The sequence below is a fragment of the Bacillus paralicheniformis genome (assembly GCF_001042485.2).
In the GTDB taxonomy this organism is placed as follows: Bacteria; Bacillota; Bacilli; order Bacillales; family Bacillaceae; genus Bacillus; species Bacillus paralicheniformis.
The window spans coordinates 401,603-422,889 of record NZ_LBMN02000036.1 but is presented as its reverse complement, the minus strand read 5'-3'; the positions used below and the strand labels follow the sequence as shown (position 1 = coordinate 422,889).

Annotated in this window: 19 protein-coding genes; 18 read left to right on the top strand and 1 reads right to left on the bottom strand. The window is 47.5% G+C overall.

Annotated elements, in window-relative coordinates; translation table 11 throughout:
- The first annotated feature begins 10 nt into the window (after positions 1 to 10).
- The 13 genes from folD to ACH97_RS20855 all read left to right on the top strand — a co-directional run bounded on the left by folD (position 11) and on the right by ACH97_RS20855 (position 14,010).
- Complete coding sequence (gene folD, locus ACH97_RS20920) at positions 11 to 859, top strand: bifunctional methylenetetrahydrofolate dehydrogenase/methenyltetrahydrofolate cyclohydrolase FolD (RefSeq protein ID WP_020452135.1); 849 nt, start codon at positions 11 to 13, stop codon at positions 857 to 859.
- 82 nt (positions 860 to 941) lie between these two features.
- Entirely contained in the window at positions 942 to 2,291 is a 1,350-nt protein-coding gene (xseA, locus tag ACH97_RS20915; protein ID WP_048349983.1) for an exodeoxyribonuclease VII large subunit, read from the top strand.
- Positions 2,284 to 2,544: an exodeoxyribonuclease VII small subunit gene (locus ACH97_RS20910; RefSeq protein WP_048349984.1), complete on the top strand. Its 261-nt coding sequence runs from the start codon at positions 2,284 to 2,286 to the stop codon at positions 2,542 to 2,544. Before xseA ends, ACH97_RS20910 begins: the two co-directional genes overlap by 8 nt.
- Entirely contained in the window at positions 2,534 to 3,424 is an 891-nt protein-coding gene (locus ACH97_RS20905) for a polyprenyl synthetase family protein (protein WP_048349985.1), read from the top strand. The genes ACH97_RS20910 and ACH97_RS20905 overlap by 11 nt, the downstream gene beginning before the upstream one ends.
- Before the next feature lie 232 nt (positions 3,425 to 3,656).
- Complete coding sequence (gene dxs / locus ACH97_RS20900; protein WP_023855166.1) at positions 3,657 to 5,558, top strand: 1-deoxy-D-xylulose-5-phosphate synthase; 1,902 nt, start codon at positions 3,657 to 3,659, stop codon at positions 5,556 to 5,558.
- Positions 5,555 to 6,400 carry a TlyA family RNA methyltransferase gene (locus ACH97_RS20895; RefSeq protein ID WP_048349986.1) on the top strand — a complete coding sequence of 282 codons (846 nt, stop codon included), beginning with the start codon at positions 5,555 to 5,557 and terminating at the stop codon, positions 6,398 to 6,400. The genes dxs and ACH97_RS20895 overlap by 4 nt, the downstream gene beginning before the upstream one ends.
- A gap of 163 nt (positions 6,401 to 6,563) precedes the next feature.
- Positions 6,564 to 7,013, top strand: coding sequence for a transcriptional regulator AhrC/ArgR (gene ahrC / locus ACH97_RS20890; RefSeq protein ID WP_020452129.1), 450 nt, complete (start codon positions 6,564 to 6,566; stop codon positions 7,011 to 7,013).
- Positions 7,014 to 7,044: 31 nt separating this feature from the next.
- The gene (gene recN / locus ACH97_RS20885) at positions 7,045 to 8,775 is read left to right on the top strand and encodes a DNA repair protein RecN (RefSeq protein WP_048349987.1); all 1,731 of its coding nucleotides are present in this window, start codon (positions 7,045 to 7,047) and stop codon (positions 8,773 to 8,775) included.
- A 214-nt stretch (positions 8,776 to 8,989) separates the two neighbouring features.
- Positions 8,990 to 10,240: a SpoIVB peptidase gene (gene spoIVB, locus ACH97_RS20880; protein ID WP_230459179.1), complete on the top strand. Its 1,251-nt coding sequence runs from the start codon at positions 8,990 to 8,992 to the stop codon at positions 10,238 to 10,240.
- Positions 10,241 to 10,529: 289 nt separating this feature from the next.
- A complete protein-coding gene (spo0A, locus tag ACH97_RS20875) occupies positions 10,530 to 11,330 on the top strand; it encodes a sporulation transcription factor Spo0A (RefSeq protein ID WP_003183361.1) in 801 nt (266 codons plus the stop codon).
- Between the two features lie 845 nt (positions 11,331 to 12,175).
- Entirely contained in the window at positions 12,176 to 12,496 is a 321-nt protein-coding gene (locus ACH97_RS20865; protein WP_048349989.1) for a membrane lipoprotein lipid attachment site-containing protein, read from the top strand.
- A 33-nt stretch (positions 12,497 to 12,529) separates the two neighbouring features.
- Complete coding sequence (locus ACH97_RS20860; RefSeq protein WP_048349990.1) at positions 12,530 to 13,150, top strand: N-acetylmuramoyl-L-alanine amidase family protein; 621 nt, start codon at positions 12,530 to 12,532, stop codon at positions 13,148 to 13,150.
- A 134-nt stretch (positions 13,151 to 13,284) separates the two neighbouring features.
- A complete protein-coding gene (locus ACH97_RS20855) occupies positions 13,285 to 14,010 on the top strand; it encodes a glycerophosphodiester phosphodiesterase (RefSeq protein WP_048349991.1) in 726 nt (241 codons plus the stop codon).
- Positions 14,011 to 14,120: 110 nt separating this feature from the next.
- Here the strand turns inward: ACH97_RS20855 and ACH97_RS20850 are convergent, their stop codons facing one another.
- Positions 14,121 to 14,375, bottom strand: a complete 255-nt coding sequence (locus tag ACH97_RS20850; RefSeq protein ID WP_048350556.1) for a DUF2627 domain-containing protein — start codon at positions 14,373 to 14,375, stop codon at positions 14,121 to 14,123.
- A 153-nt stretch (positions 14,376 to 14,528) separates the two neighbouring features.
- Between ACH97_RS20850 and ACH97_RS20845 the strand changes: the two genes are divergently transcribed.
- The 5 genes from ACH97_RS20845 to lpdA all read left to right on the top strand — a co-directional run bounded on the left by ACH97_RS20845 (position 14,529) and on the right by lpdA (position 21,286).
- Positions 14,529 to 16,595 carry a sigma-54 interaction domain-containing protein gene (locus ACH97_RS20845; protein ID WP_050821077.1) on the top strand — a complete coding sequence of 689 codons (2,067 nt, stop codon included), beginning with the start codon at positions 14,529 to 14,531 and terminating at the stop codon, positions 16,593 to 16,595.
- Positions 16,596 to 16,720: 125 nt separating this feature from the next.
- On the top strand, positions 16,721 to 17,632 hold the full coding sequence (yqiS, locus tag ACH97_RS20840) for a phosphate butyryltransferase (protein WP_023855157.1): 912 nt from the start codon (positions 16,721 to 16,723) through the stop codon (positions 17,630 to 17,632).
- Between the two features lie 3 nt (positions 17,633 to 17,635).
- Entirely contained in the window at positions 17,636 to 18,730 is a 1,095-nt protein-coding gene (gene bcd / locus ACH97_RS20835; protein ID WP_048350555.1) for a branched-chain amino acid dehydrogenase, read from the top strand.
- A 38-nt stretch (positions 18,731 to 18,768) separates the two neighbouring features.
- On the top strand, positions 18,769 to 19,875 hold the full coding sequence (gene buk / locus ACH97_RS20830) for a butyrate kinase (RefSeq protein ID WP_048350554.1): 1,107 nt from the start codon (positions 18,769 to 18,771) through the stop codon (positions 19,873 to 19,875).
- Positions 19,865 to 21,286 (top strand): dihydrolipoyl dehydrogenase, encoded by a 1,422-nt coding sequence (gene lpdA / locus ACH97_RS20825; RefSeq protein ID WP_048350553.1) that lies wholly within the window; start codon positions 19,865 to 19,867, stop codon positions 21,284 to 21,286. Before buk ends, lpdA begins: the two co-directional genes overlap by 11 nt.
- The last annotated feature ends 1 nt before the right edge of the window (position 21,287 follow it).

Here is a 21,287-nt window from a genome sequence, read left to right as displayed (position 1 = left end):
AGGAGAGCAAATGACAGCAACCATCATCGACGGGAAAGAAACAGCAAAGGAAAAGCGCGGGCAGCTGGCCAAGGAAGTTGAAGAGCTGAAAAAACAAGGAGTGACCCCGGGACTGGCCGTTATTTTAATTGGTGATGATCCGGCGTCTCTTTCATATGTACGGGGAAAGAAAAAAGCAGCTGAAGCCATGGGGATTCGTTTTCAGCTGGATCATTTCGATGCAAGTTTCTCTGAACAGGAACTTCTTGAAGTAATTGACCAGTACAACCAAAATAACGACTTTCACGGAATTCTTGTCCAGCTGCCTCTTCCGGATCATATTTCCGAACAAGCGGTGATTGAAAGAATATCCCCTGACAAAGATGTTGACGGTTTTCATCCATTAAACGTAGGAAAGATGCTGCTTGGCGAAGATACATTTCTGCCTTGCACGCCTGCGGGCATCGTGGAGCTTTTAAAGAAAACCGAGATTGATCTGTCGGGAAAAGAGGTTGTTGTCGTCGGGCGAAGCAATATCGTCGGAAAGCCGGTAGGGCAGCTGCTCTTGAACGAAAACGCAACCGTTACGTACTGCCATTCAAGAACGGCCGACATTACGGCTCACACAAAAAAAGCCGACATTCTGATTGTCGCTGTCGGAAAGGCGAATTTCATCAAAGCGGATCAAATGAAAGAGGGAGCCGTTGTCATTGATGTCGGCGTTAACCGCCTTGACAACGGAAAGCTCGTCGGTGATGTCGATTTTGAAGAAGCGAAGGAAAAGGCTTCCTATATTACACCCGTACCGGGCGGTGTCGGTCCGATGACGATTACAATGCTGGCCCATAACACGGTTAAATCAGCGAAGCGTACAATTTAACTTTAATGTACAGCCGTTCATCCGCCTGGTCTCGCGCCGGCGGATGAACGTGCTTGTGCCTTCTTAGAAAGGAGACTGTGCCATGAGTGAAATTTCATTTGTCACGGTCACGGCTTTGACAAAATATATTAAGCGCAAATTTGACGTGGACCCCCATCTTGAAGATATTTGGATCAAGGGCGAGCTGTCAAATGTTAAAATACATAGCAGAGGCCATATTTATTTTACACTGAAAGATGATAACGCCCGCATTCAATCCGTCATGTTCGCCAGACAAAACAGAAATCTCGCCTTTACCCCTGAAAACGGGATGAAGGTATTGGTGAGAGGCGGCATTTCGGTATATGAACCGAGCGGCAATTATCAGCTCTATGCGAAAGAAATACAGCCTGACGGCATAGGTGCGCTTCATCTCGCGTATGAAGAACTTAAGAAAAAGCTGTCGCAAGAAGGCTTGTTTGATGAAAAACATAAGAAACCCATCCCCGCGTTCCCATCCGTCGTCGGTGTTGTCACATCTCCAACCGGAGCGGCTGTACGCGATGTGATCACCACCATTAAAAGAAGATACCCCCTTGTAAAAGTGATCGTCTTTCCAACGCTCGTTCAAGGAGTAAACGCGGGCGAGTCCATCGTCAGCAGCATCAAAGAGGCTAACCGCAGAGATTTATGCGATGTATTAATCGTCGGACGCGGAGGGGGATCGATCGAAGAGCTGTGGGCATTTAATGAAGAGGCTGTCGCCAGGGCCATTTTTTCTTCCGACATTCCGATCATTTCCGCCGTCGGGCATGAAACGGATTTTACAATCAGCGATTTTGTTGCGGATTTGCGCGCGGCGACCCCGACGGGAGCGGCCGAACAGGCCGTACCTAATATGCTTGATTTGCTGGAGCGTCTGAAAACGCTCGAAGCGAGAATTGCAAAATCGATGAAGCAGGATTTAAGAAAGCGGCAGGAGCGCGTGAAAACCCTCCAGTCCTCTTATGCCTTCCGCTACCCGAAACGGCTGTATCACCAAAAGGAACAGGAATTCGACCTGATATTCGACCGTTTCCAAAAACAGCTGGCGATGACCGTTGAACGCAAAAAACAAAAACTGAACGAACAGACATACAAGCTGGAGATGCTTCATCCCGAGGAGCAGCTTAAACAAGCGAGAAAGAGGCATGAAGAGCAGACAGTCCGGCTGAAGCGGAATATGGATGTGCAGCTTAAGCAGATTCACTCGCAGTTTCAAACGGTTCTTGGTAAACTGAATGCATTAAGCCCTCTCCAAGTGATGGAAAGAGGGTACAGTTTGACATATAAAGAAAACGAATTGATTAAAAGTATTGAACAGGTTCATGAAAAAGACGAGATCCGCGTCACATTAAACGATGGGACGCTGACCTGTGAGGTACTGCAAAAGAGAGGCGAAACAAATGGCTGAAGAAAACAAAACAAACCGGGAAGACCTGACATTTGAAGAGGCGATGAAAGATCTGGAACAGATCGTATCAAAGCTTGAAGAAGGGGATGTGCCTTTGGAAAAGGCGATCGACTACTTCCAGGAAGGGATGGCTCTTTCGAAAATGTGCCACGAAAAACTGCAAAATGTCGAAAAGCAGATGGACTACATTTTGCGGGAAAATGGGGAATTAGCTCCTTTCAGTGTTCGGGAGGAGGAAAAAGGTGACCGGTAAACTTGACGGATTTTTAAAATCGAGAAAAACAGTAATTGAAGAACGCCTTCCGATGTATATTAAAGACCTACGAGCGCCGTCCATCCTTAAGAAATCCATGCTGTACTCATTGGAAGCCGGAGGGAAACGGCTGAGACCGATTTTGGTACTTGCGCTTCTTCATGCGTACGGAAAAGACGAAGAAGCCGGAATTCCGGTAGGGTGCGCGGTTGAAATGATCCATACGTATTCATTAATCCATGACGATCTCCCTTGTATGGATGACGATGACCTCAGAAGGGGAAAGCCGACAAACCATAAAATATACGGGGAAGCGACGGCCATTCTCGCCGGAGATGCCTTATTAACCGAAAGTTTCAAAATGATCACTTCCAATATGCCTTCTGATGTATCTGCTGAAAAACGCATCAGACTGGTGAATGAGCTGATATCGGCAGCGGGGGCTGAAGGCATGGTCGGCGGTCAAATTTTAGATATGGAAGCGGAATCAAAGTCTGTCTCTCTTGATGAACTGCAGCGGATTCACGAAGGAAAAACGGCTAAACTCCTCAGCTTCAGCGTCATCGCGGGGGCGATTCTAGCAGATGCATCTGAAAAAGAGATCGAAAAGCTCCGCGAATTCAGCCATCATATCGGCATCGGCTTCCAGATCAGAGATGACATTCTCGACCTTGAAGGATCAGAGGATAAAATCGGCAAACGGATCGGATCTGACGAGACAAACGGAAAATCGACCTATCCGTCGCTCCTTTCGCTTGAGGGCGCCAGCCAAAAGCTTGATGAACATATTGAAAAAGCAAAACGGCTGATTTCAGAGCTTCCGCTTGAAAAAGAGCTTATGTACGAGTTTTGCGATATGATTGCCGCAAGGGATCATTGATACAGGGCTTCCATTTGAGCATCAAAGGCTTATTATGCTAAAATATAAAGAGTTGAACTCTAAAACGCCGCGCCGTTATCACGTTGTGTTAGCGGCTGTTTTTTCAAACGAAGCGTCCGCATATGCAAGTTTGCGCATGGGGATGAATTCGTCATATAATAATTCAAGCTGAAACTTAAAATGAAGCAAGGCGCATACTTGCAGAAATCATGCTGAAAGTGAGTTGATCCGATTGGATCTGTTATCGATAAAGGACCCTGCATTTTTGAAGAACCTTTCAAATCAAGAACTGGAAAGCTTGAGCGCTGAAATTCGCCGTTTTTTAATTGAAACGCTTTCTGAATCCGGAGGGCACATTGGTCCGAATCTCGGCGTTGTCGAGCTTACCATTGCATTGCATAAAGAATTTAACAGCCCGAAAGATAAGTTTTTGTGGGATGTGGGGCATCAATCGTATGTCCATAAACTGCTGACCGGCCGCGGAAAGGACTTCGCCACCCTGCGTCAGCATAAAGGACTGTGCGGTTTTCCAAAGCGGAATGAAAGCGAACATGATGTCTGGGAAACGGGCCACAGTTCGACTTCTCTCTCCGGTGCGATGGGGATGGCAGCTGCGAGAGACTTGAAAGGGACAAACGAATATATCATCCCGATCATCGGAGACGGTGCACTGACCGGCGGCATGGCTCTTGAAGCGCTTAACCATATCGGCCATGAGCAAAAAGATATGATTGTCATTTTGAATGACAACGAAATGAGCATCGCTCCAAACGTCGGAGCGATTCATTCCATGCTCGGAAGGCTGCGCACAGCCGGAAAATATCAATGGGTCAAAGATGAGCTTGAGTATTTGTTCAAGCGGATTCCTGCTGTTGGCGGGAAGCTTGCCGCTACAGCCGAGCGGATCAAAGACAGCCTGAAATACCTGCTGGTATCCGGGATGTTCTTTGAAGAGCTCGGATTTACGTATTTAGGGCCTGTAGACGGTCATTCCTATGATGAACTGTTTGAAAACATGCAGTATGCGAAAAAGACGAAAGGCCCGGTACTCCTCCACGTTATTACGAAAAAAGGAAAAGGCTATAAGCCTGCGGAAACCGATAAAACCGGCACATGGCACGGAACCGGCCCATATAAAATCGATACCGGTGATTTTGTTAAGCCGAAAGCCGCTGCGCCATCATGGAGCGCGCTCGTAAGCGAAACGGTCAGGAAGCTTGCCCGCGAGGATGAAAGGATTGTAGCCATTACTCCGGCCATGCCTGTCGGTTCAAAACTTGAAGGGTTTGCGAGCGAGTTTCCGGAGCGCATGTTTGATGTCGGCATTGCGGAACAGCATGCGGCAACGATGGCGGCTGGTCTCGCGACTCAGAATATGAAGCCGTTTCTGGCGATCTATTCGACATTTCTTCAGCGCGCTTATGACCAGGTTGTCCATGATATTTGCCGGCAAAACCTAAATGTATTTATCGGCATTGACAGAGCGGGCCTAGTCGGCGCTGATGGGGAAACACACCAGGGCGTGTTTGACATTGCTTTTTTACGGCATATTCCGAATTTGGTTCTCATGATGCCGAAAGACGAAAACGAAGGCCAGCACATGGTCAACACGGCTGTCAAATACGATGACGGCCCGATTGCCATGCGCTTTCCGCGCGGAAACGGACTCGGCGTCAAAATGGATAAAGAATTGAAAACGATCCCGATCGGAACGTGGGAAGTGCTGAGACCCGGGACAGACGCGGTCATTTTAACATTCGGCACCACCATTCCGATGGCGCTTGCTGCCGCGGAGGAGCTGCAGAAAGAAGGACGTTCGGTCAGAGTGGTTAACGCCCGTTTTATCAAGCCGCTTGACGAAAACATGCTGATGGAAATCCTGAACGAGGGGCTTCCGATTTTAACGATCGAAGAGGCTGTGCTTCAAGGCGGATTCGGCAGCTCGATCCTTGAGTATGCCCATGAACATCAGTCTTACAGCCCGATCATTGACAGGATGGGGATACCTGATCAATTTATTGAACATGGCAGCGTCGCCAAGCTTCTGGAAGAGATCGGAATGACAAAAGAAGACGTCATCAGACGAATAAGACTCTTGACGCCCGTAAAGACTCATAAAGGAATTGGATCATGACAGGAAAAAAAGAACGGCTCGACGTTTTATTAGTAGAAAGAGGGTTAATGGAAACGCGGGAAAAAGCGAAAAGAGCCATCATGGCCGGCATCGTCTATACGAATGAAAACAGACTGGACAAGCCGGGCGAAAAGGTTGACCGCACGATTCCGCTGACCGTTAAAGGAAACCCGTTAAAATACGTCTCAAGAGGCGGATTAAAACTTGAAAAAGCATTAAAAGAGTTTCAGCTTTCCGTTCAAGGCAAGCTGATGATTGACATCGGCTCTTCTACCGGCGGCTTCACAGACTGCGCGCTGCAAAACGGCGCTCTCCGCTCATACGCCGTTGATGTCGGGTATAATCAGCTCGCCTGGAAGCTGAGGCAGGATGAGCGGGTTGTGGTGATGGAACGCACCAATTTCCGGTATTGCACACCTGCCGATTTTACGGAAGGACTGCCGGAGTTCGCGACGATCGATGTCTCTTTTATCTCTCTGAAAATCATCCTGCCTGTGCTTAAGAGCATTTTAGTGCCGGGAAGCGACTGCATCGCTCTCGTCAAACCGCAGTTTGAAGCAGGGCGGGAATCCGTCGGGAAAAAAGGAATCGTCCGCGATCCCCTCGTCCATAAAGCTGTGCTTGATGACATCAGCCGGTTTGCGGCTCTGGAAGGATACGACTGTCGAAACGCCTCGTTTTCGCCGATTACCGGCGGCGACGGCAACATCGAATTCCTTCTCCATTTGCATTGGGACGGAGAAGAGCAACCTGGCACGCCGATAGCAGAAGAAACGATCAATCAAATTGTCGAAGAAGCTCACAAGACATTAAAAGCGAAAAAAACGGATCCGCGTGATTAAAAACCCTTGAGAGCCGTACGGCGAATGCGAGGGTGGCCGGCACGCAAAAAGGAATAATAGTGGGCTATTATTCCTTTTTTACTGCAAACATGTACTTTTCCGACAAAATCATTTAACATAAATGTATAAACATACACAATTTGTGTATAAAACGAGGTGTGAAATGAACAAAGGTCAAAGGCATATTAAAATCAGGGAGATTATCACCGCTAATGAAATTGAAACGCAGGATGAGCTTGTCGATATTTTAAAGAAAGACGGCTATAATGTGACGCAGGCCACCGTCTCGCGGGACATTAAAGAGCTTCATTTGGTCAAGGTGCCGACAAACAACGGTTCCTACAAATACAGCCTGCCTGCTGATCAGCGCTTTAATCCCCTTTCCAAATTAAAAAGATCATTGATGGACGCATTTGTCAAAATCGACTCAGCCAGCCATCTGATCGTTTTAAAAACAATGCCGGGCAACGCGCAGGCGATCGGGGCGCTGATGGACAATTTGGATTGGGAAGAAATCATGGGAACGATCTGCGGAGATGATACCATTTTGATCATCTGCCGGACGCATGATGATACCAAAATCGTACAGAAGAAAATATTGGAGCTTTTATAAACGAAGGCCTGAAAAGAGGTGTCATGAAAGCTTGTTAGCTGAATTATCGATCAAAAACTTTGCCATTATCGAAGAATTAACCGTTTCTTTTGAAAAAGGGCTGACGGTTCTGACCGGTGAAACCGGGGCCGGAAAATCGATCATCATCGACGCCGTCTCTTTGCTTGTCGGAGGCCGCGGCTCGTCCGAATATGTCAGGTATGGCGAAAAAAGAGCCGAATTGGAAGGGCTTTTCCTCCTTGACAGCGGTCATCCGGTTTTTGATTTGTGCACAGAACTGGGGATTGAAGCCTCGGATGACATGATCGTTATGAGGAGAGATATTAACGCAAACGGCAAGAGCATCTGCCGCGTCAATGGAAAACTTGTCACCATTGCCGCTTTGCGGGAAGTCGGCAGACTGCTGCTTGACATACACGGGCAGCACGACAATCAGCTGCTGATGGAGGATGAGCACCATCTTCAGCTTCTGGACAGGTTTGCAGGAGAAGAAATCGAGCATGCTCTAAAAGCGTATCAGGAAGTTTACAGCCGCTACATGGACGTCATGAAAAAGGTGAAAGAGCTTTCTGAAAGCGAGCAGGAAATGGCTCACAGACTCGATTTAATACAGTTCCAGCTTGATGAAATCGAATCTGCAAACCTTGAGCCGAAAGAGGACGAACTTCTTCAGGAAGAGCGCCGTCAAATCGCTAATTTCGAAAAAATATACGAAGCTCTGCAAAATGCCTATAATGCGCTACGCAACGAGCAGGCTGGGCTTGACTGGGTCGGCATGGCTTCAAGCGAGCTTGAAAACGTCTCAGGCATCAATGAAGGGCTCAATAAAGTATCTGAATCCGTAGCCAACGCATACTACATTCTCGAAGATTCAACTTTTCAGATCAGAAATATGCTGGATGAACTCGAATACGACCCCGAGCGCCTCGATTATATCGAATCGCGATTAAACGAAATCAAACAGCTGAAACGCAAATACGGCGCTACTGTCGAAGATATCCAAGCTTATTCGGCTAAGATAGAGGAAGAGATCGACCGGATCGAAAACCGGGACAGCCACTTGCAGGCTTTAAAATCCCGCCTCGAATCAATCGGCAAGGATGTGGCGATTGAAGCCGCCAATGTGTCCGAAATCAGAAAAAAATGGGCGGAAAAACTGGCCAAACAGATTCAGCAGGAACTGAAAGATCTGTATATGGAAAAATCGACATTCGATACGGAATTCCAGGTGAAAAAAGCGGAACGGGATGATGATGCACCCGTCGTCAACGGTATGCCGGTTCAGCTCACAAAGCACGGCATTGATACCGTCCATTTCCTAATCTCAACAAACACGGGAGAACCGCTCAAATCTTTGTCAAAGGTTGCATCTGGAGGAGAGCTGTCAAGAATCATGCTGGCCATGAAAAGCATTTTCTCTGCTCAGCAGGATGTCACATCGATCATTTTCGATGAAGTGGATACGGGTGTAAGCGGCAGAGTCGCACAGGCGATCGCCGAAAAAATACACCGCGTCTCGATCGGTTCTCAAGTTTTATGCATTACCCACTTGCCGCAGGTGGCCGCGATGGCTGACACCCACCTTTTGATCACGAAACAGTCGAAAGACGGGAGAACGACGACAAGCGTCACACCGTTGTCAAAACAGGAAAAAATAGCGGAAATCGGCCGGATGATCGCCGGTGTTGAAGTAACGGATTTGACGAAGCGCCATGCGAAAGAACTTTTGAACCAAGCTAAGCTTGTTAAAACTACCGGATAAGCTGTTCATTCTGAACAGCTTATTTTTTTGTCGGCATTTTCTTATACAAACTCATTCTTATCATTTTATCCAATGATTTTCTTCCGTCCGCAGTTATAAATCGCTGTCCGAAAGGCAAAAGTAATGAATGTAGCGAAAGAAATTTTATATGGTGTGGGTTAGGTGCGAGGAGAGTGAAAAGGTGGATGTTGAAAAAATCAGAAAAGCTGTGGGTATGATTCTCCTTGTTTCTTTAATAAGTGTAGGATTTTACAAACCGGTGAAAGAATACATTGTAATACCAAAAAATTTGAACATTTTTGAGACGGGTACCCGTGCGGTTGAAACGAGCTTATCCGTCAGTACTCCGAAAGATGGATCATCGGAAGCATTCACACTGAAAGAAAATCAAAGCGAAGTAGAAATAAAAGGTGAAAAGAATGGACAGGCAGAACTCGTCTACGATTTTGCCGGATTTCCAGTTAAAAAAACAAAAGTAAATGTCCTGCCTGATTTGAAAGTGGTCCCCGGCGGGCAGTCCATTGGTGTAAAGCTTCACTCTGTTGGCGTATTGGTCGTGGGTTTTCATCAAATCAATACCTCTGAAGGCGAAAAATCGCCCGGTGAAGCAGCCGGAATCGCGGTAGGCGACATTATCACCGAAATCAATGGCACGAAAATCGAAAAAATGAATGACATTACCCCTTTTATTCAAAAGGCCGGGAAAACAGGAGAAACCTTACATCTGTCGATTAAAAGAGATAAACAAGAAATCAAAACGAAGCTCATTCCGAAAAAAGACCAGGCTGAAGATAAATACAGAATCGGCTTATATATCAGGGACTCTGCCGCAGGAATCGGCACAATGACTTTTTTCGAGCCGAAATCGAAAAAATACGGAGCGCTTGGTCACGTCATTTCAGACATGGATACGAAAAAACCGATCGTTGTTGAAAAAGGGCAAATCGTGAAATCGACCGTCACCTCGATTGAAAAAGGAACAGGCGGAAATCCCGGAGAGAAACTGGCCCGTTTCGCATCAGAACGAAAAGTGATCGGTGATATCAACAGAAACAGTCCATTCGGGATCTTCGGGACGCTTCACGAGTCAATCAAAAACCGCATCGCTGACAAAGCCATTCCGATTGCATTTTCAGATGAAGTAAAAGAAGGCCCTGCCCAAATTTTAACGGTTATCGAAAACGACAAAGTCGAGAAATTCGATATTCAGGTCGTCAGTACGACACCTCAGAAGTTTCCGGCCACAAAAGGCATGGTGCTGAAAATCACCGACCCGAGGCTGTTGAGCAAAACAGGAGGCATCGTTCAAGGGATGAGCGGAAGTCCGATCATCCAAAACGGAAAGATCATTGGCGCTGTAACTCACGTTTTCGTCAATGATCCGACGAGCGGATACGGCGTGCATATTGAATGGATGCTGTCTGAAGCGGGAATCGATATTTATAAAAAAGAAAAAGCAAGCTGACTGCCGGATTCCTCCGGCAGTTTTTGATTTCGTCTTTTTTTCTTGCGCATTGTGCGTTAAAATGAAAGAAGAAAAGATTTTTCGACAAATTCACGTTCCCCGGTTTGTCAAGTCGCATTTCGAGTCGAAAAATCGAGAAAATCAGAAAAAAACAGAGAAAAAGCGAGATATACCACTATTATTGGAAAAATCCTTTTTTAAAAAAGGGAATAAAGTGGTGCTGTCGAATTAAACATATTAGAAAAAGAATGATGAAATTTATCAACATACACATTGGGGAGGAAGAAACGTGGAGAAAATTAAAGTATGTGTTGCTGATGATAACAGGGAGCTTGTCGGCCTATTAAGCGAATATATCGAGGGACAAAGCGACATGGAAGTGCTTGGTGTCGCATACAACGGACAGGAATGCCTTTCGTTGTTTAAAGACAAGGAGCCCGATGTGCTTGTGCTGGATATTATTATGCCTCATCTCGACGGATTGGCCGTTCTTGAAAGGCTGAGGGAATCGCAGCTTAAAAAGCAGCCGAATGTCATCATGCTGACGGCGTTCGGTCAGGAAGACGTGACGAAAAAAGCTGTAGATTTGGGCGCGTCGTATTTTATTTTGAAGCCTTTTGACATGGAGAACTTAGTCGGCCATATCCGCCAGGTTAGCGGAAACGGGTCTCAATTGACACACCGTGCCCCGTCCTCTCAAAGCAGTGTGCTTCGGCCGCAGCCGGAATCGCCGAAGAAAAACCTGGATGCCAGCATCACGACCATCATCCACGAGATCGGCGTGCCCGCTCATATAAAAGGCTATTTATACTTAAGGGAAGCCATCTCCATGGTGTATAATGACATCGAACTGCTCGGGAGCATTACAAAAGTGCTTTATCCGGATATCGCCAAAAAATTCAACACAACTGCAAGCCGAGTCGAACGGGCGATTCGCCACGCCATCGAAGTCGCATGGAGCAGAGGCAATATCGACTCGATTTCGTCACTTTTCGGCTACACAGTCAGCATGTCAAAAGCAAAGCCGACGAATTCAGAATTCATCGCGATGGTCGCAGACAAGCTGAGACTGGAGCATAAGGCTTCTTAAACGTTGACATGGCGCAGTTTTGACGAAGATTTAACCGTTGAATTGTCGACCTGTTTCTAACGAATAGTTTATCGTAATACCGATGAATATTTCGCCCTTATTGCGATAAATTTTGCTGCAATCCGAAGGGTTTTAATACAGTAATTAAAGGTCTCGTTTTTATAAACGAGGCCGTTTTTTTGCTCGTAAATGTACTGTTTTGAAGTCATCCCTAACAGCACATCTGAAAATACTAAAAAATGTAATTTGTACACTTTTTGGACATGCTTGCACGCCGTCAACAAGGGTCGGGAAGCAGTATGTGCAGCAGCAAATATAAGCATGAGAACTGCGGAAGGAGCAGCGCTACTCATCATCCGCTATGAAGGATTAAATGCTTGTCATGAAGCAGCCGGGCTTTAAAAAATGTTTAAAATAAAAGAATATTTGTACTTGCATTCCTGCAAGTTCTGACAAAAACTACATAGCACGCAGCCAGCTTTCGGTGTATCCGTCTATTTTTCAAAGTTTGTCTCACGCCCGGTGCATTGGCGTCATAGATTGAATCATATAAAGCGAAAGCCGCATGAAACGTCTTTTTTCTTATGAAAAAAGACGTTTTTTTATACAAAAAAATAAAAATGATGAAATAGATCTGATTTCTTCCAGATGTCAACCATTTTTCGCCTTGGATAGACCGTTTTTCACAGACGTTTTTGAGCGGATGGCTTCTAACAATTCGGAAATCCTTGGGGCATTGGACGGGTAAATCGGGCGAATATCTGCTACAGCGGCCTGCTTTACAGCTGCCGGCTATTAAAGATAAGGTACGGGGTGTGCAAAATTCAGCGGGCGAGGTGGTCGACATGAAAAAAGGAGTCATCCTTGTTTTGTTCGCTATGCTGCTATTGGCAGGCTGCGGGACAACGCAACATAATGGGCAAAGCGGCGATGAGAGCCGAAAAGGAACAGGCGGGGAAACGTTTGTGAAAGAAGGCATCTTTGTCGGTTTGGCGGATCAGCATACCGTCGCCGTCAATATTGACGGCAAAGAAACGACGTTTCAGGTCCCTCCCGAAAAACGGGACAAATATAAAGGGATCAAGGATGATACAAAGGTGGAAGTGGAGTACACGAAAGCAGAGGACGGAACATTACAACTTGAAGATATGAAAGAGAAAGAATGATCGTTTGCAAAAAGGTTGTAGGAGGAACTAATCGTGAAACTGTTAATGAGGAGTTTTGTTTTGCTGCTGTTTTCGTTTATTGCGGTTTTTCCAGCTGCTTTTGCGGCTGAGCCGCTTTCCGGGAAGACGGTATATGTTGACGCAGGTCACGGGGGCGAAGACAGCGGTGCGGTCGGAAACGGGCTGCTTGAGAAAGATGTCAACCTTGAAGTGGCAAAGCTGGTTGATGAAAAGCTGAAGGAAGAAGGAGCCGACACGGTCGCCTCAAGAACGGATGATACGTTTTTGACGCTGGAAGACCGGGTGGCCAAAGCGAGCAAGCACGCTTCAGACTTGCTGATCAGCATTCATGCAAACTCGGCCGTTCCGGAAGCGTCCGGTACAGAAACATACTTCGATTCTGCGTATCAAGCCGCTGACAGCAAACGGCTGGCGTCTAACATTCAAGAACGCCTTCCGGATGCGCTTGGCACTCGGGACAGAGGTGTAAAAGAATCAGGGTTTTATGTCATCAAAAATTCTCAAATGCCGAGTATTTTAGTCGAACTCGGCTTTATCACGAACAAAACTGATGCAGATAAACTCGAAAGTCCGGAATATCAGGAAAAAGCGGCAGACGCGATTGCTGACGCTGTCGCAGCTTATTATGAATAACAGAAGGGACCCCGGTATATGACCGGGGTTCTTGTGTTATGTTTATGTTAAAAAAGGCCTTATGTGTGGAAAGAAAACAGTAAGACCTTCATAATGGGATATAAACTTGCAATTCTTGTAGAGGTGAACCAGAGATGACGAAAATATTTGCACACCGAGGAGCTTCCGGCACTTTTCCCGAAAATACAATGGCGGCGTTTAAGCACGCAGCGGCCATCGGTGCAGACGGCATCGAATTGGATGTACAAATGGCAAAAGACGGACGTCTTGTTGTGATACATGATGAAAAGCTTGACAGGACGACTTCGCTGAAAGGATATGTGAAGGATCTTACATATGAGGAGATCAAGCGCGGAGACGCAAGCCACCGTTTTTCCGAAAAAACCGGCTCTGTCCCGGTGCCGACCCTTGAAGAAGTGTTTGAGTGGGCGGCAGATGCTGAATTTTTTCTCAATGTGGAATTGAAAAACAGCATTATCCGTTATGAAGGAATGGAAGAAAAGGTGATGTCGATGATTGAGGCGTACGGCCTTCAAGACCGGATCATTCTTTCATCATTCAATCATGAAAGCCTTGCGTTATGCAGCAGACTGAATCCAAGTATCGAGTTGGCCGCGCTTTACATGGATGTCATCTACAAGCCGGAGGAGTACATTGAAATGATTCCGGCTTCAGGATTTCATCCGTATCGCCGTTCAATGTCGGCTGACATGATCAAAAACGCCCATTTGAAACAAAAAGCGGTCAGGCCGTTCACCATCAACCGTGAAGAGGAGATGAAAAAACTGATTGCTGAAGGGATTGACGGTTTCTTCACCGATTTTCCCGAAAAAGCGTTAAAAATAAAAGCTGAGATGTGACACGCTGAAAGGATGACAAAATCCCAAAACTAAAAGTCGTTTTGGGATTTTGTCAACAATCTGAAAGCCGCAGACAGTATCTGCGGCTTTTTGCTTTCCGTTCACAGAGATCACACCTCGCGGCCGCTCTGCTTTTTTCTGAAGCGGGGGCTTACTTGATTGCGTTTTCTGTCTCTGTATAGAATAAATCCGCCTAATAAATAAAGGCCGCCTCCGAAGCATATGAACCCCGCCAGCCCCTGAAGCCAAAGGATCTGAAACGGGCTGATCAAAACGCCGAAAACAGTATCGCGCATCAATTTAATTCCGAGAGCAGCCAGGCCTCCCGGTATCAGCAAAACGAACAGTGCGATCATTCTCCCCATACACGAATCCCCTTACCAATGATTTACCTTTATTGTCTATTTGAAAAAAAAGTTTGTCAAGAAAGGAAAACATGATAACATAGATGTTGTGCAAATTGTTGCAAGTGAACGTGAAAGTGTGCAAAATTTTTCATACAAAGGGGTAAAGGGATGATGCAAAAAGTACTGATCGTTGGTGCTGGAAAAGGGGGGACCGCTCTCTTGGATGTGCTGCTGAAAACAAAGACGATGCATATCGAGGCGGTCATCGATAAAAATCCGGAAGCGCCCGGGCTTTTCATCGCGCAAAAAAACGATATCGAAACGGCGCTCGATTGGACGCCATACATCACAGAACAGATCGATATCATCATTGAAACGACCGGAGACGCCGGCGTATTAAAGCAGCTGATGCGAAAAAAGCACGACAGTACGATCGTGGTGCCGGGATCGCTCGCTTATATCATCTCTCAGCTGATGAACGAAAAGCAGCAGCTCATCCAAATGTTAAAAGAGCAGACGTATAAACACGACCGTATTTTCAACTCTATGAATGACGGCATGATTTTTATTGACATTAACGAAGAGATCATTTTGTTTAACAAAATGGCGGAAGTGATGACAGGGACAAAGCGCACTGAAGCGATCGGCCAGCATATTCAAAGCGTGATCCCGACGACGAAGCTGCCGCGCATTCTCAATACGAGAGAGCCTGAGTATCATCAAAAGCAATTTCTCCATCCGAACAGGCAGATCGTCACGACCAGAATTCCGATTATCGATGACGGAGGGACGCTGCTCGGGGCGCTCAGCATATTTAAGGACATTACCGATGCGGTCGAGCTGGCTGAAGAGGTGACCAACCTGAAGGAAGTCAGAACGATGCTTGAAGCGATCATTCAATCTTCGGATGAAGCGATATCGGTCGTTGATGAAAACGGAAACGGGATGATGATCAACAGGGCGTATACAAAGATGACGGGCCTGACAAAAGACCAGGTGATCGGGAAGCCGGCCAATACCGACATATCCGAAGGGGAAAGCATGCATTTGAAAGTGCTTGAAACGAGGCGCCCTGTCAGAGGGGTCAGAATGAAAGTCGGCCCTAATAAAAAAGAAGTGATTGTCAATGTCGCGCCGATTATCGTCGACGGCATTTTAAAAGGGAGCGTCGGCGTCATTCACGATGTATCTGAAATTCAATCGCTCACAAACGAGCTGAACAGAGCGCGCCAGATTATCCGCACACTTGAGGCGAAATATACATTTGCCGACATCATCGGGTCAAGCGAGCAGATGCTCGTCGCGCTGGAACAGGCGAAATTGGGGGCGAAGACGCCTGCGACGATTTTGCTGAGAGGCGAATCAGGAACGGGGAAAGAGCTTTTTGCCCATGCCATACATAACGAAAGTGACCGAAAGTATAATAAGTTTGTCCGCGTCAATTGTGCGGCCATTTCGGAATCACTGCTTGAATCAGAGCTGTTCGGCTATGAAGAAGGCGCTTTTTCAGGTGCGCGCCGCGGCGGGAAAAAAGGTTTTTTTGAAGAGGCGAACAACGGCAGCATTTTCTTGGATGAAATCGGAGAGCTCACGCAAAACACACAAGCGAAGCTCCTCCGCGTTCTTCAGGAAAAAGAAATTGTCAGAGTCGGCGGGACCAAACCGATCCCTGTGAACGTCCGGGTCATCGCAGCGACAAACGTCAATATTGAAAAAGCGCTCGCTGAGGGCAGGTTTCGCGAAGACTTGTACTACCGGATCAATCGCTATCCGATATCGATTCCGCCGCTCAGGCAGCGGAAAGAGGATATCGAAGCCTTGAGCAGGCATTTGATTGGGAAAATCAATCAAGAATACGGACGTAATGTAAAGGGGCTTACGAAAAACGCGCTCAAATCGTTAAAAGCACGGAAGTGGCCGGGGAATGTCAGAGAGCTTGAAAATGTTCTCGAGCGGGCGATGATCTTTTTAAAACCGCAAATGGAATGGATTGATCTCGAACACCTGCCTGAAGCAGACCGTCCGAATAAAAAGGCGGAAGCCGGTGCAGCTTTCCCTGAGGTTGAAGATGAAAAGCTGTCTGATGCGGTTGAACGGTTTGAAGCTCATGTCATTAAAGAAACGCTTGAAAAGCATCAATACAACAGAACGAAAACGGCAAAAGCGCTTGGAATCAGTATCCGCAATCTCTATTACAAAATGGATAAATACAATCTTGCAAAAGATAGCATGCAATAAATTGCAAAACGAGTGCAAAATCATGCAAACTGTAAACAGGATCACAGTACCGAACCGCTTTTTTTATACTGGCACGAAACTTGCATGATATAGTGGGCGGATGTTTGCTAAGAAAGGTGGGTACTATGAAGCTGAAACAATTATTGCAAAAAGCGGCGGAGCTTGACAATAAAACGGTCGCCGTCGCACATGCAGAAGATGACGAAGTGCTGCAAGCGGTCAAACTTGCGGTCGACAAACAATTTGCCCGGTTCTTGCTGATTGGGCACAGAGAAAAGATCAGGCATATGATGACAGAACAGAACATTTCAAAACGGCACGTGGATATCATTCATTCGGAATCGCCGGCGGATTCGGCGAGAATTGCCGTTCAAGCTGTCAAAAGCGGAAATGCTGATGTTCTCATGAAGGGGAATGTCCCGACAGCCGTGCTATTAAAAGCCGTTTTGAATAAGGAGTACGGGCTCCGTTCCTCGCACGTGCTGTCACATGTAGCAGCTTTTGAAGTCAGCGGGTTTGAGAGGCTGATTTATGTAACAGATGCGGCAATGAATATCAGCCCCAAGCTTGACGAGCTGAAACAGATTTTAGAAAACGCAGTCGGCGTGGCGAGAGCGGTCGGCGTGCAAATGCCGAAAGCCGCTTGTCTCGCCGCGGTGGAAACCGTAAATCCCGCAATGGAAGCGACATTGAATGCAGCTGCCTTGACGCAGATGAATCATCGGGGCCAAATCAAAAACTGCATCGTTGACGGGCCTCTCGCGTTGGATAACGCGATCTCACCGCTTGCAGCCCGGCATAAAAACATTTCCGGAATCGTTGCGGGCGAGGCCGACATCCTGCTTGTTCCTTCAATTGAAACAGGCAATGTCCTTTACAAATCATTGATTCATTTTGCGGGTGCGAAAGTGGGAGCCATTTTGGCAGGGGCGAAAGCGCCCATCGCCTTGACGAGCAGGGCCGATTCCGCAGAAAACAAGCTGTATTCGATTGCTTTGGCACTGTGTACGTCTGAAGCACGACAAGAGGAGGAATAAAAAATGGAACTATTTCGATATATGGAACAGTATGACTATGAGCAATTGGTATTTTGCCAAGATAAACAGTCCGGATTAAAAGCGATCATCGCGATTCATGATACAACGCTCGGGCCGGCTCTCGGCGGCACGAGAATGTGGACATACGAAAGTGAAGAAGCCGCAATTGAAGATGCGCTGCGCCTTGCGCGGGGAATGACCTATAAAAACGCGGCGGCCGGACTGAACCTCGGAGGAGGCAAAACCGTTATTATCGGCGATCCGCGCAAAGATAAAAACGAAGAAATGTTCCGCGCTTTCGGCCGTTACATTCAAGGGCTGAACGGCAGATACATCACCGCGGAAGACGTCGGTACAACCGTTGAAGATATGGACATCATTCATGACGAAACTGATTTTGTTACAGGCATTTCGCCTGCTTTCGGTTCATCAGGCAATCCTTCTCCGGTAACGGCTTACGGGGTATATAAAGGGATGAAGGCGGCTGCAAAAGCGGCCTTCGGGACAGATTCGCTTGAAGGCAAAACCGTTGCCGTCCAAGGCGTTGGAAACGTGGCCTACAACCTGTGCCGTCATCTCCACGAAGAAGGCGCAAAACTGATCGTGACTGACATCAATAAAGAAGCGGTCGAACGCGCAGTCGCCGAATTCGGCGCCCGTGCCGTCGATCCGGATGATATTTATTCACAGGAATGCGATATATATGCGCCGTGTGCCCTCGGAGCGACAATCAACGATGATACGATTCCGCAGCTGAAAGCCAAAGTGATTGCCGGGGCAGCCAACAACCAGCTGAAAGAAACCCGCCACGGGGATCAAATTCACGACATGGGTATCGTTTATGCCCCTGACTATGTCATCAATGCCGGCGGTGTCATCAATGTCGCTGACGAGCTTTACGGATATAATTCGGAGCGTGCGCTGAAAAAAGTCGAAGGCATCTACGGAAACATTGAACGCGTCCTTGAAATTTCAAATCGCGACCGCATTCCGACATACTTGGCCGCTGACCGCTTGGCGGAAGAACGTATTGAGCGCATGCGCCAATCGAGAAGTCAATTTTTGCAAAACGGCCATCACATCTTAAGCAGACGTTAAGATCATAACCCCTATTCGCTATTGGAGGTTTTATATCAATGCAGGTACAGGAAAAACGTATTCTCGTCATCAATCCGGGATCAACATCTACAAAGATCGGCGTTTTTCATGATGACCGTTCGATTTTCGAAAAATCAATCCGTCATGACGAGGCTGAGTTACAGCAATACCAAACCATTATTGATCAATATTCGTTCAGAAAACAGGCGATACTCGAAACCCTGCATGAACAGGGAATCAATATTTCTAAATTGGATGCCGTTTGCGCCCGGGGAGGGCTGCTCAGACCGATTGAAGGCGGCACTTACGAAGTCAATGACGCGATGATCGTCGATTTGAAAAACGGCTATGCGGGGCAGCATGCGTCAAACCTCGGGGGCATTATCGCCAGGGAGATTGCCGACGGATTAAATATTCCCGCTTTTATCGTCGACCCCGTTGTTGTGGATGAAATGGCCCCTGTCGCAAAAATTTCCGGCACGCCGGCCATTGAAAGGCGCAGTATTTTTCACGCGCTCAACCAAAAAGCTGTCGCGAGGAAAGCGGCCTGGCAGTTCGGGAAGCGGTATGAAGATATGAAAATGATCATCACCCACATGGGAGGCGGTATTACGATCGGCGTCCATTGCCACGGACGGGTGATCGATGTCAACAACGGCCTTCACGGGGAAGGTCCGCTCAGTCCAGAGCGGGCCGGAACCATTCCTGCGGGCGATCTGATCGATATGTGCTTTTCCGGCGAATATACAAAAGGCGAGCTGATGAAAATGCTTGTCGGCGGCGGAGGGCTTGCCGGCTATCTCGGCACGACAGATGCGGTAAAAGTTGAGAAAATGATCAAGGAAGGCGATCAAAAGGCTGCGCTCATCTATGAAGCGATGGCTTATCAAATCGCCAAAGAAATCGGGGCGGCCAGCGCCGTCTTAAAAGGCGAAGTCGATGTCATTATTTTGACAGGCGGACTGGCGTACGGAAAATCGTTTGTTACCTCGATCAGACAATACATAGACTGGATTTCGGATGTCGTCGTCTTTCCGGGAGAAAATGAGCTTCAAGCATTGGCTGAAGGTGCATTTCGCGTATTGAACGGCGAGGAAGAGGCGAAACAGTATCCGAACCAGAGGAGGGAAAGTCATGGCAACTGAATACGATCTCGTGATTCTTGGAGGGGGCACCGGCGGCTATGTGGCTGCCATCAGAGCTTCGCAGCTGGGACTGAAAACAGCCGTCGTTGAAAAGCGGAAACTCGGCGGCACCTGCCTTCATAAAGGCTGCATCCCGTCGAAAGCGCTCCTTAGAAGCGCGGAAGTTTACAGGACAGCAAAAAAGGCGGACGAATTCGGAGTGGTCATTTCTGAAGTCGGCCTGCGGTTTTCTCAAGTTCAAAGCAGAAAACAAAAAATAATTGACCAGCTGCACAACGGTGTCAAACACTTGATGAAAAAAGGAAAGATCGATGTTTACGAAGGAATCGGACGGATCCTCGGGCCGTCGATTTTTTCCCCGAACCCGGGGACGGTTTCCGTTGAGATGGCGAATGGGGATGAGAATGAGATGCTCATACCGAAAAACGTCATTATCGCCACAGGCTCAAGGCCCAGGTCGCTGCCGGGGCTTGAGCTTGACGGGGAAAACGTACTGTCATCCGACGAAGCGCTTGAACTTGAGCAGCTTCCGGCTTCCATGCTGATTGTCGGAGGAGGTGTCATCGGAATCGAGTGGGCTTCCATGCTGTGCGATTTCGGTGTTGACGTGACCGTCATTGAGTATGCAGACCGGATTTTGCCGACGGAAGATGCCGATATTTCTAAAGAAATGCAGATGCAGCTGGAAAAAAAAGGCATCACGATCATCACGGGAGCGAAAGTGCTGCCCGACACATTGGCGAAAGGCGATACGGTCAGCATTCAAGCTGAAAAAGACGGAGAAAAACAGACCTATTCCGCTGAGAAACTGCTCATATCGGTGGGAAGGCAGGCAAATGTTGAAGGGATCGGTCTGGAAAACACAGATATCCAAGTGGAAAACGGCTTTATCGTGACAAACAGCATGTACCAGACAAAAGAATCCCACATCTATGCGATCGGAGATGTGATCGGCGGCCTTCAGCTTGCACATGCTGCTTCCCACGAAGGGATTACGGCCGTTGAGCATATTGCTGGCGAGAACCCGCACGCCATCGATTATTCGCTTGTCTCAAAATGCATCTATTCAAGTCCTGAAGCCGCATCGGTCGGCTTGACAGAGGATGAGGCGAAGGCGCAGGGCAAGAGCGTCAAAGTAGGCAAATTTCCGTTTCAGGCGATTGGCAAAGCGCTCGTGTACGGTGAGACGGACGGCTTTGTCAAAATCGTCGCCGATCGCGAATCAGATGATATTTTGGGCGTTCACATGATCGGCCCGCATGTGACAGACATGATCTCTGAAGCCGGCCTGGCAAAGGTGCTTGACGCCACCCCGTGGGAAGTCGGACAAACGATCCATCCGCATCCGACGCTGTCGGAGGCGATCGGAGAAGCCGCCCTTGCCGTAGATGGAAAGGCGATTCATTTTTAGA

Excerpts from the sequence above, each read along its gene's own strand:
- ACH97_RS20865 (WP_048349989.1), top strand. The coding sequence starts at position 12,176 with ATGAAAAAAGGAGTCATCCTTGTTTTGTTCGCTATGCTGCTATTGGCA.
- ACH97_RS20895 (WP_048349986.1), top strand. The coding sequence starts at position 5,555 with ATGACAGGAAAAAAAGAACGGCTCGACGTTTTATTAGTAGAAAGAGGG.
- folD (WP_020452135.1), top strand. The coding sequence starts at position 11 with ATGACAGCAACCATCATCGACGGGAAAGAAACAGCAAAGGAAAAGCGC.
- spoIVB (WP_230459179.1), top strand. The coding sequence starts at position 8,990 with ATGATTCTCCTTGTTTCTTTAATAAGTGTAGGATTTTACAAACCGGTG.
- ACH97_RS20910 (WP_048349984.1), top strand. The coding sequence starts at position 2,284 with ATGGCTGAAGAAAACAAAACAAACCGGGAAGACCTGACATTTGAAGAG.
- ahrC (WP_020452129.1), top strand. The coding sequence starts at position 6,564 with ATGAACAAAGGTCAAAGGCATATTAAAATCAGGGAGATTATCACCGCT.
- xseA (WP_048349983.1), top strand. The coding sequence starts at position 942 with ATGAGTGAAATTTCATTTGTCACGGTCACGGCTTTGACAAAATATATT.
- buk (WP_048350554.1), top strand. The coding sequence starts at position 18,769 with ATGCAGGTACAGGAAAAACGTATTCTCGTCATCAATCCGGGATCAACA.
- bcd (WP_048350555.1), top strand. The coding sequence starts at position 17,636 with ATGGAACTATTTCGATATATGGAACAGTATGACTATGAGCAATTGGTA.
- ACH97_RS20855 (WP_048349991.1), top strand. The coding sequence starts at position 13,285 with ATGACGAAAATATTTGCACACCGAGGAGCTTCCGGCACTTTTCCCGAA.
- ACH97_RS20845 (WP_050821077.1), top strand. The coding sequence starts at position 14,529 with ATGCAAAAAGTACTGATCGTTGGTGCTGGAAAAGGGGGGACCGCTCTC.
- yqiS (WP_023855157.1), top strand. The coding sequence starts at position 16,721 with ATGAAGCTGAAACAATTATTGCAAAAAGCGGCGGAGCTTGACAATAAA.
- lpdA (WP_048350553.1), top strand. The coding sequence starts at position 19,865 with ATGGCAACTGAATACGATCTCGTGATTCTTGGAGGGGGCACCGGCGGC.
- ACH97_RS20850 (WP_048350556.1), bottom strand. The coding sequence starts at position 14,375 with ATGGGGAGAATGATCGCACTGTTCGTTTTGCTGATACCGGGAGGCCTG.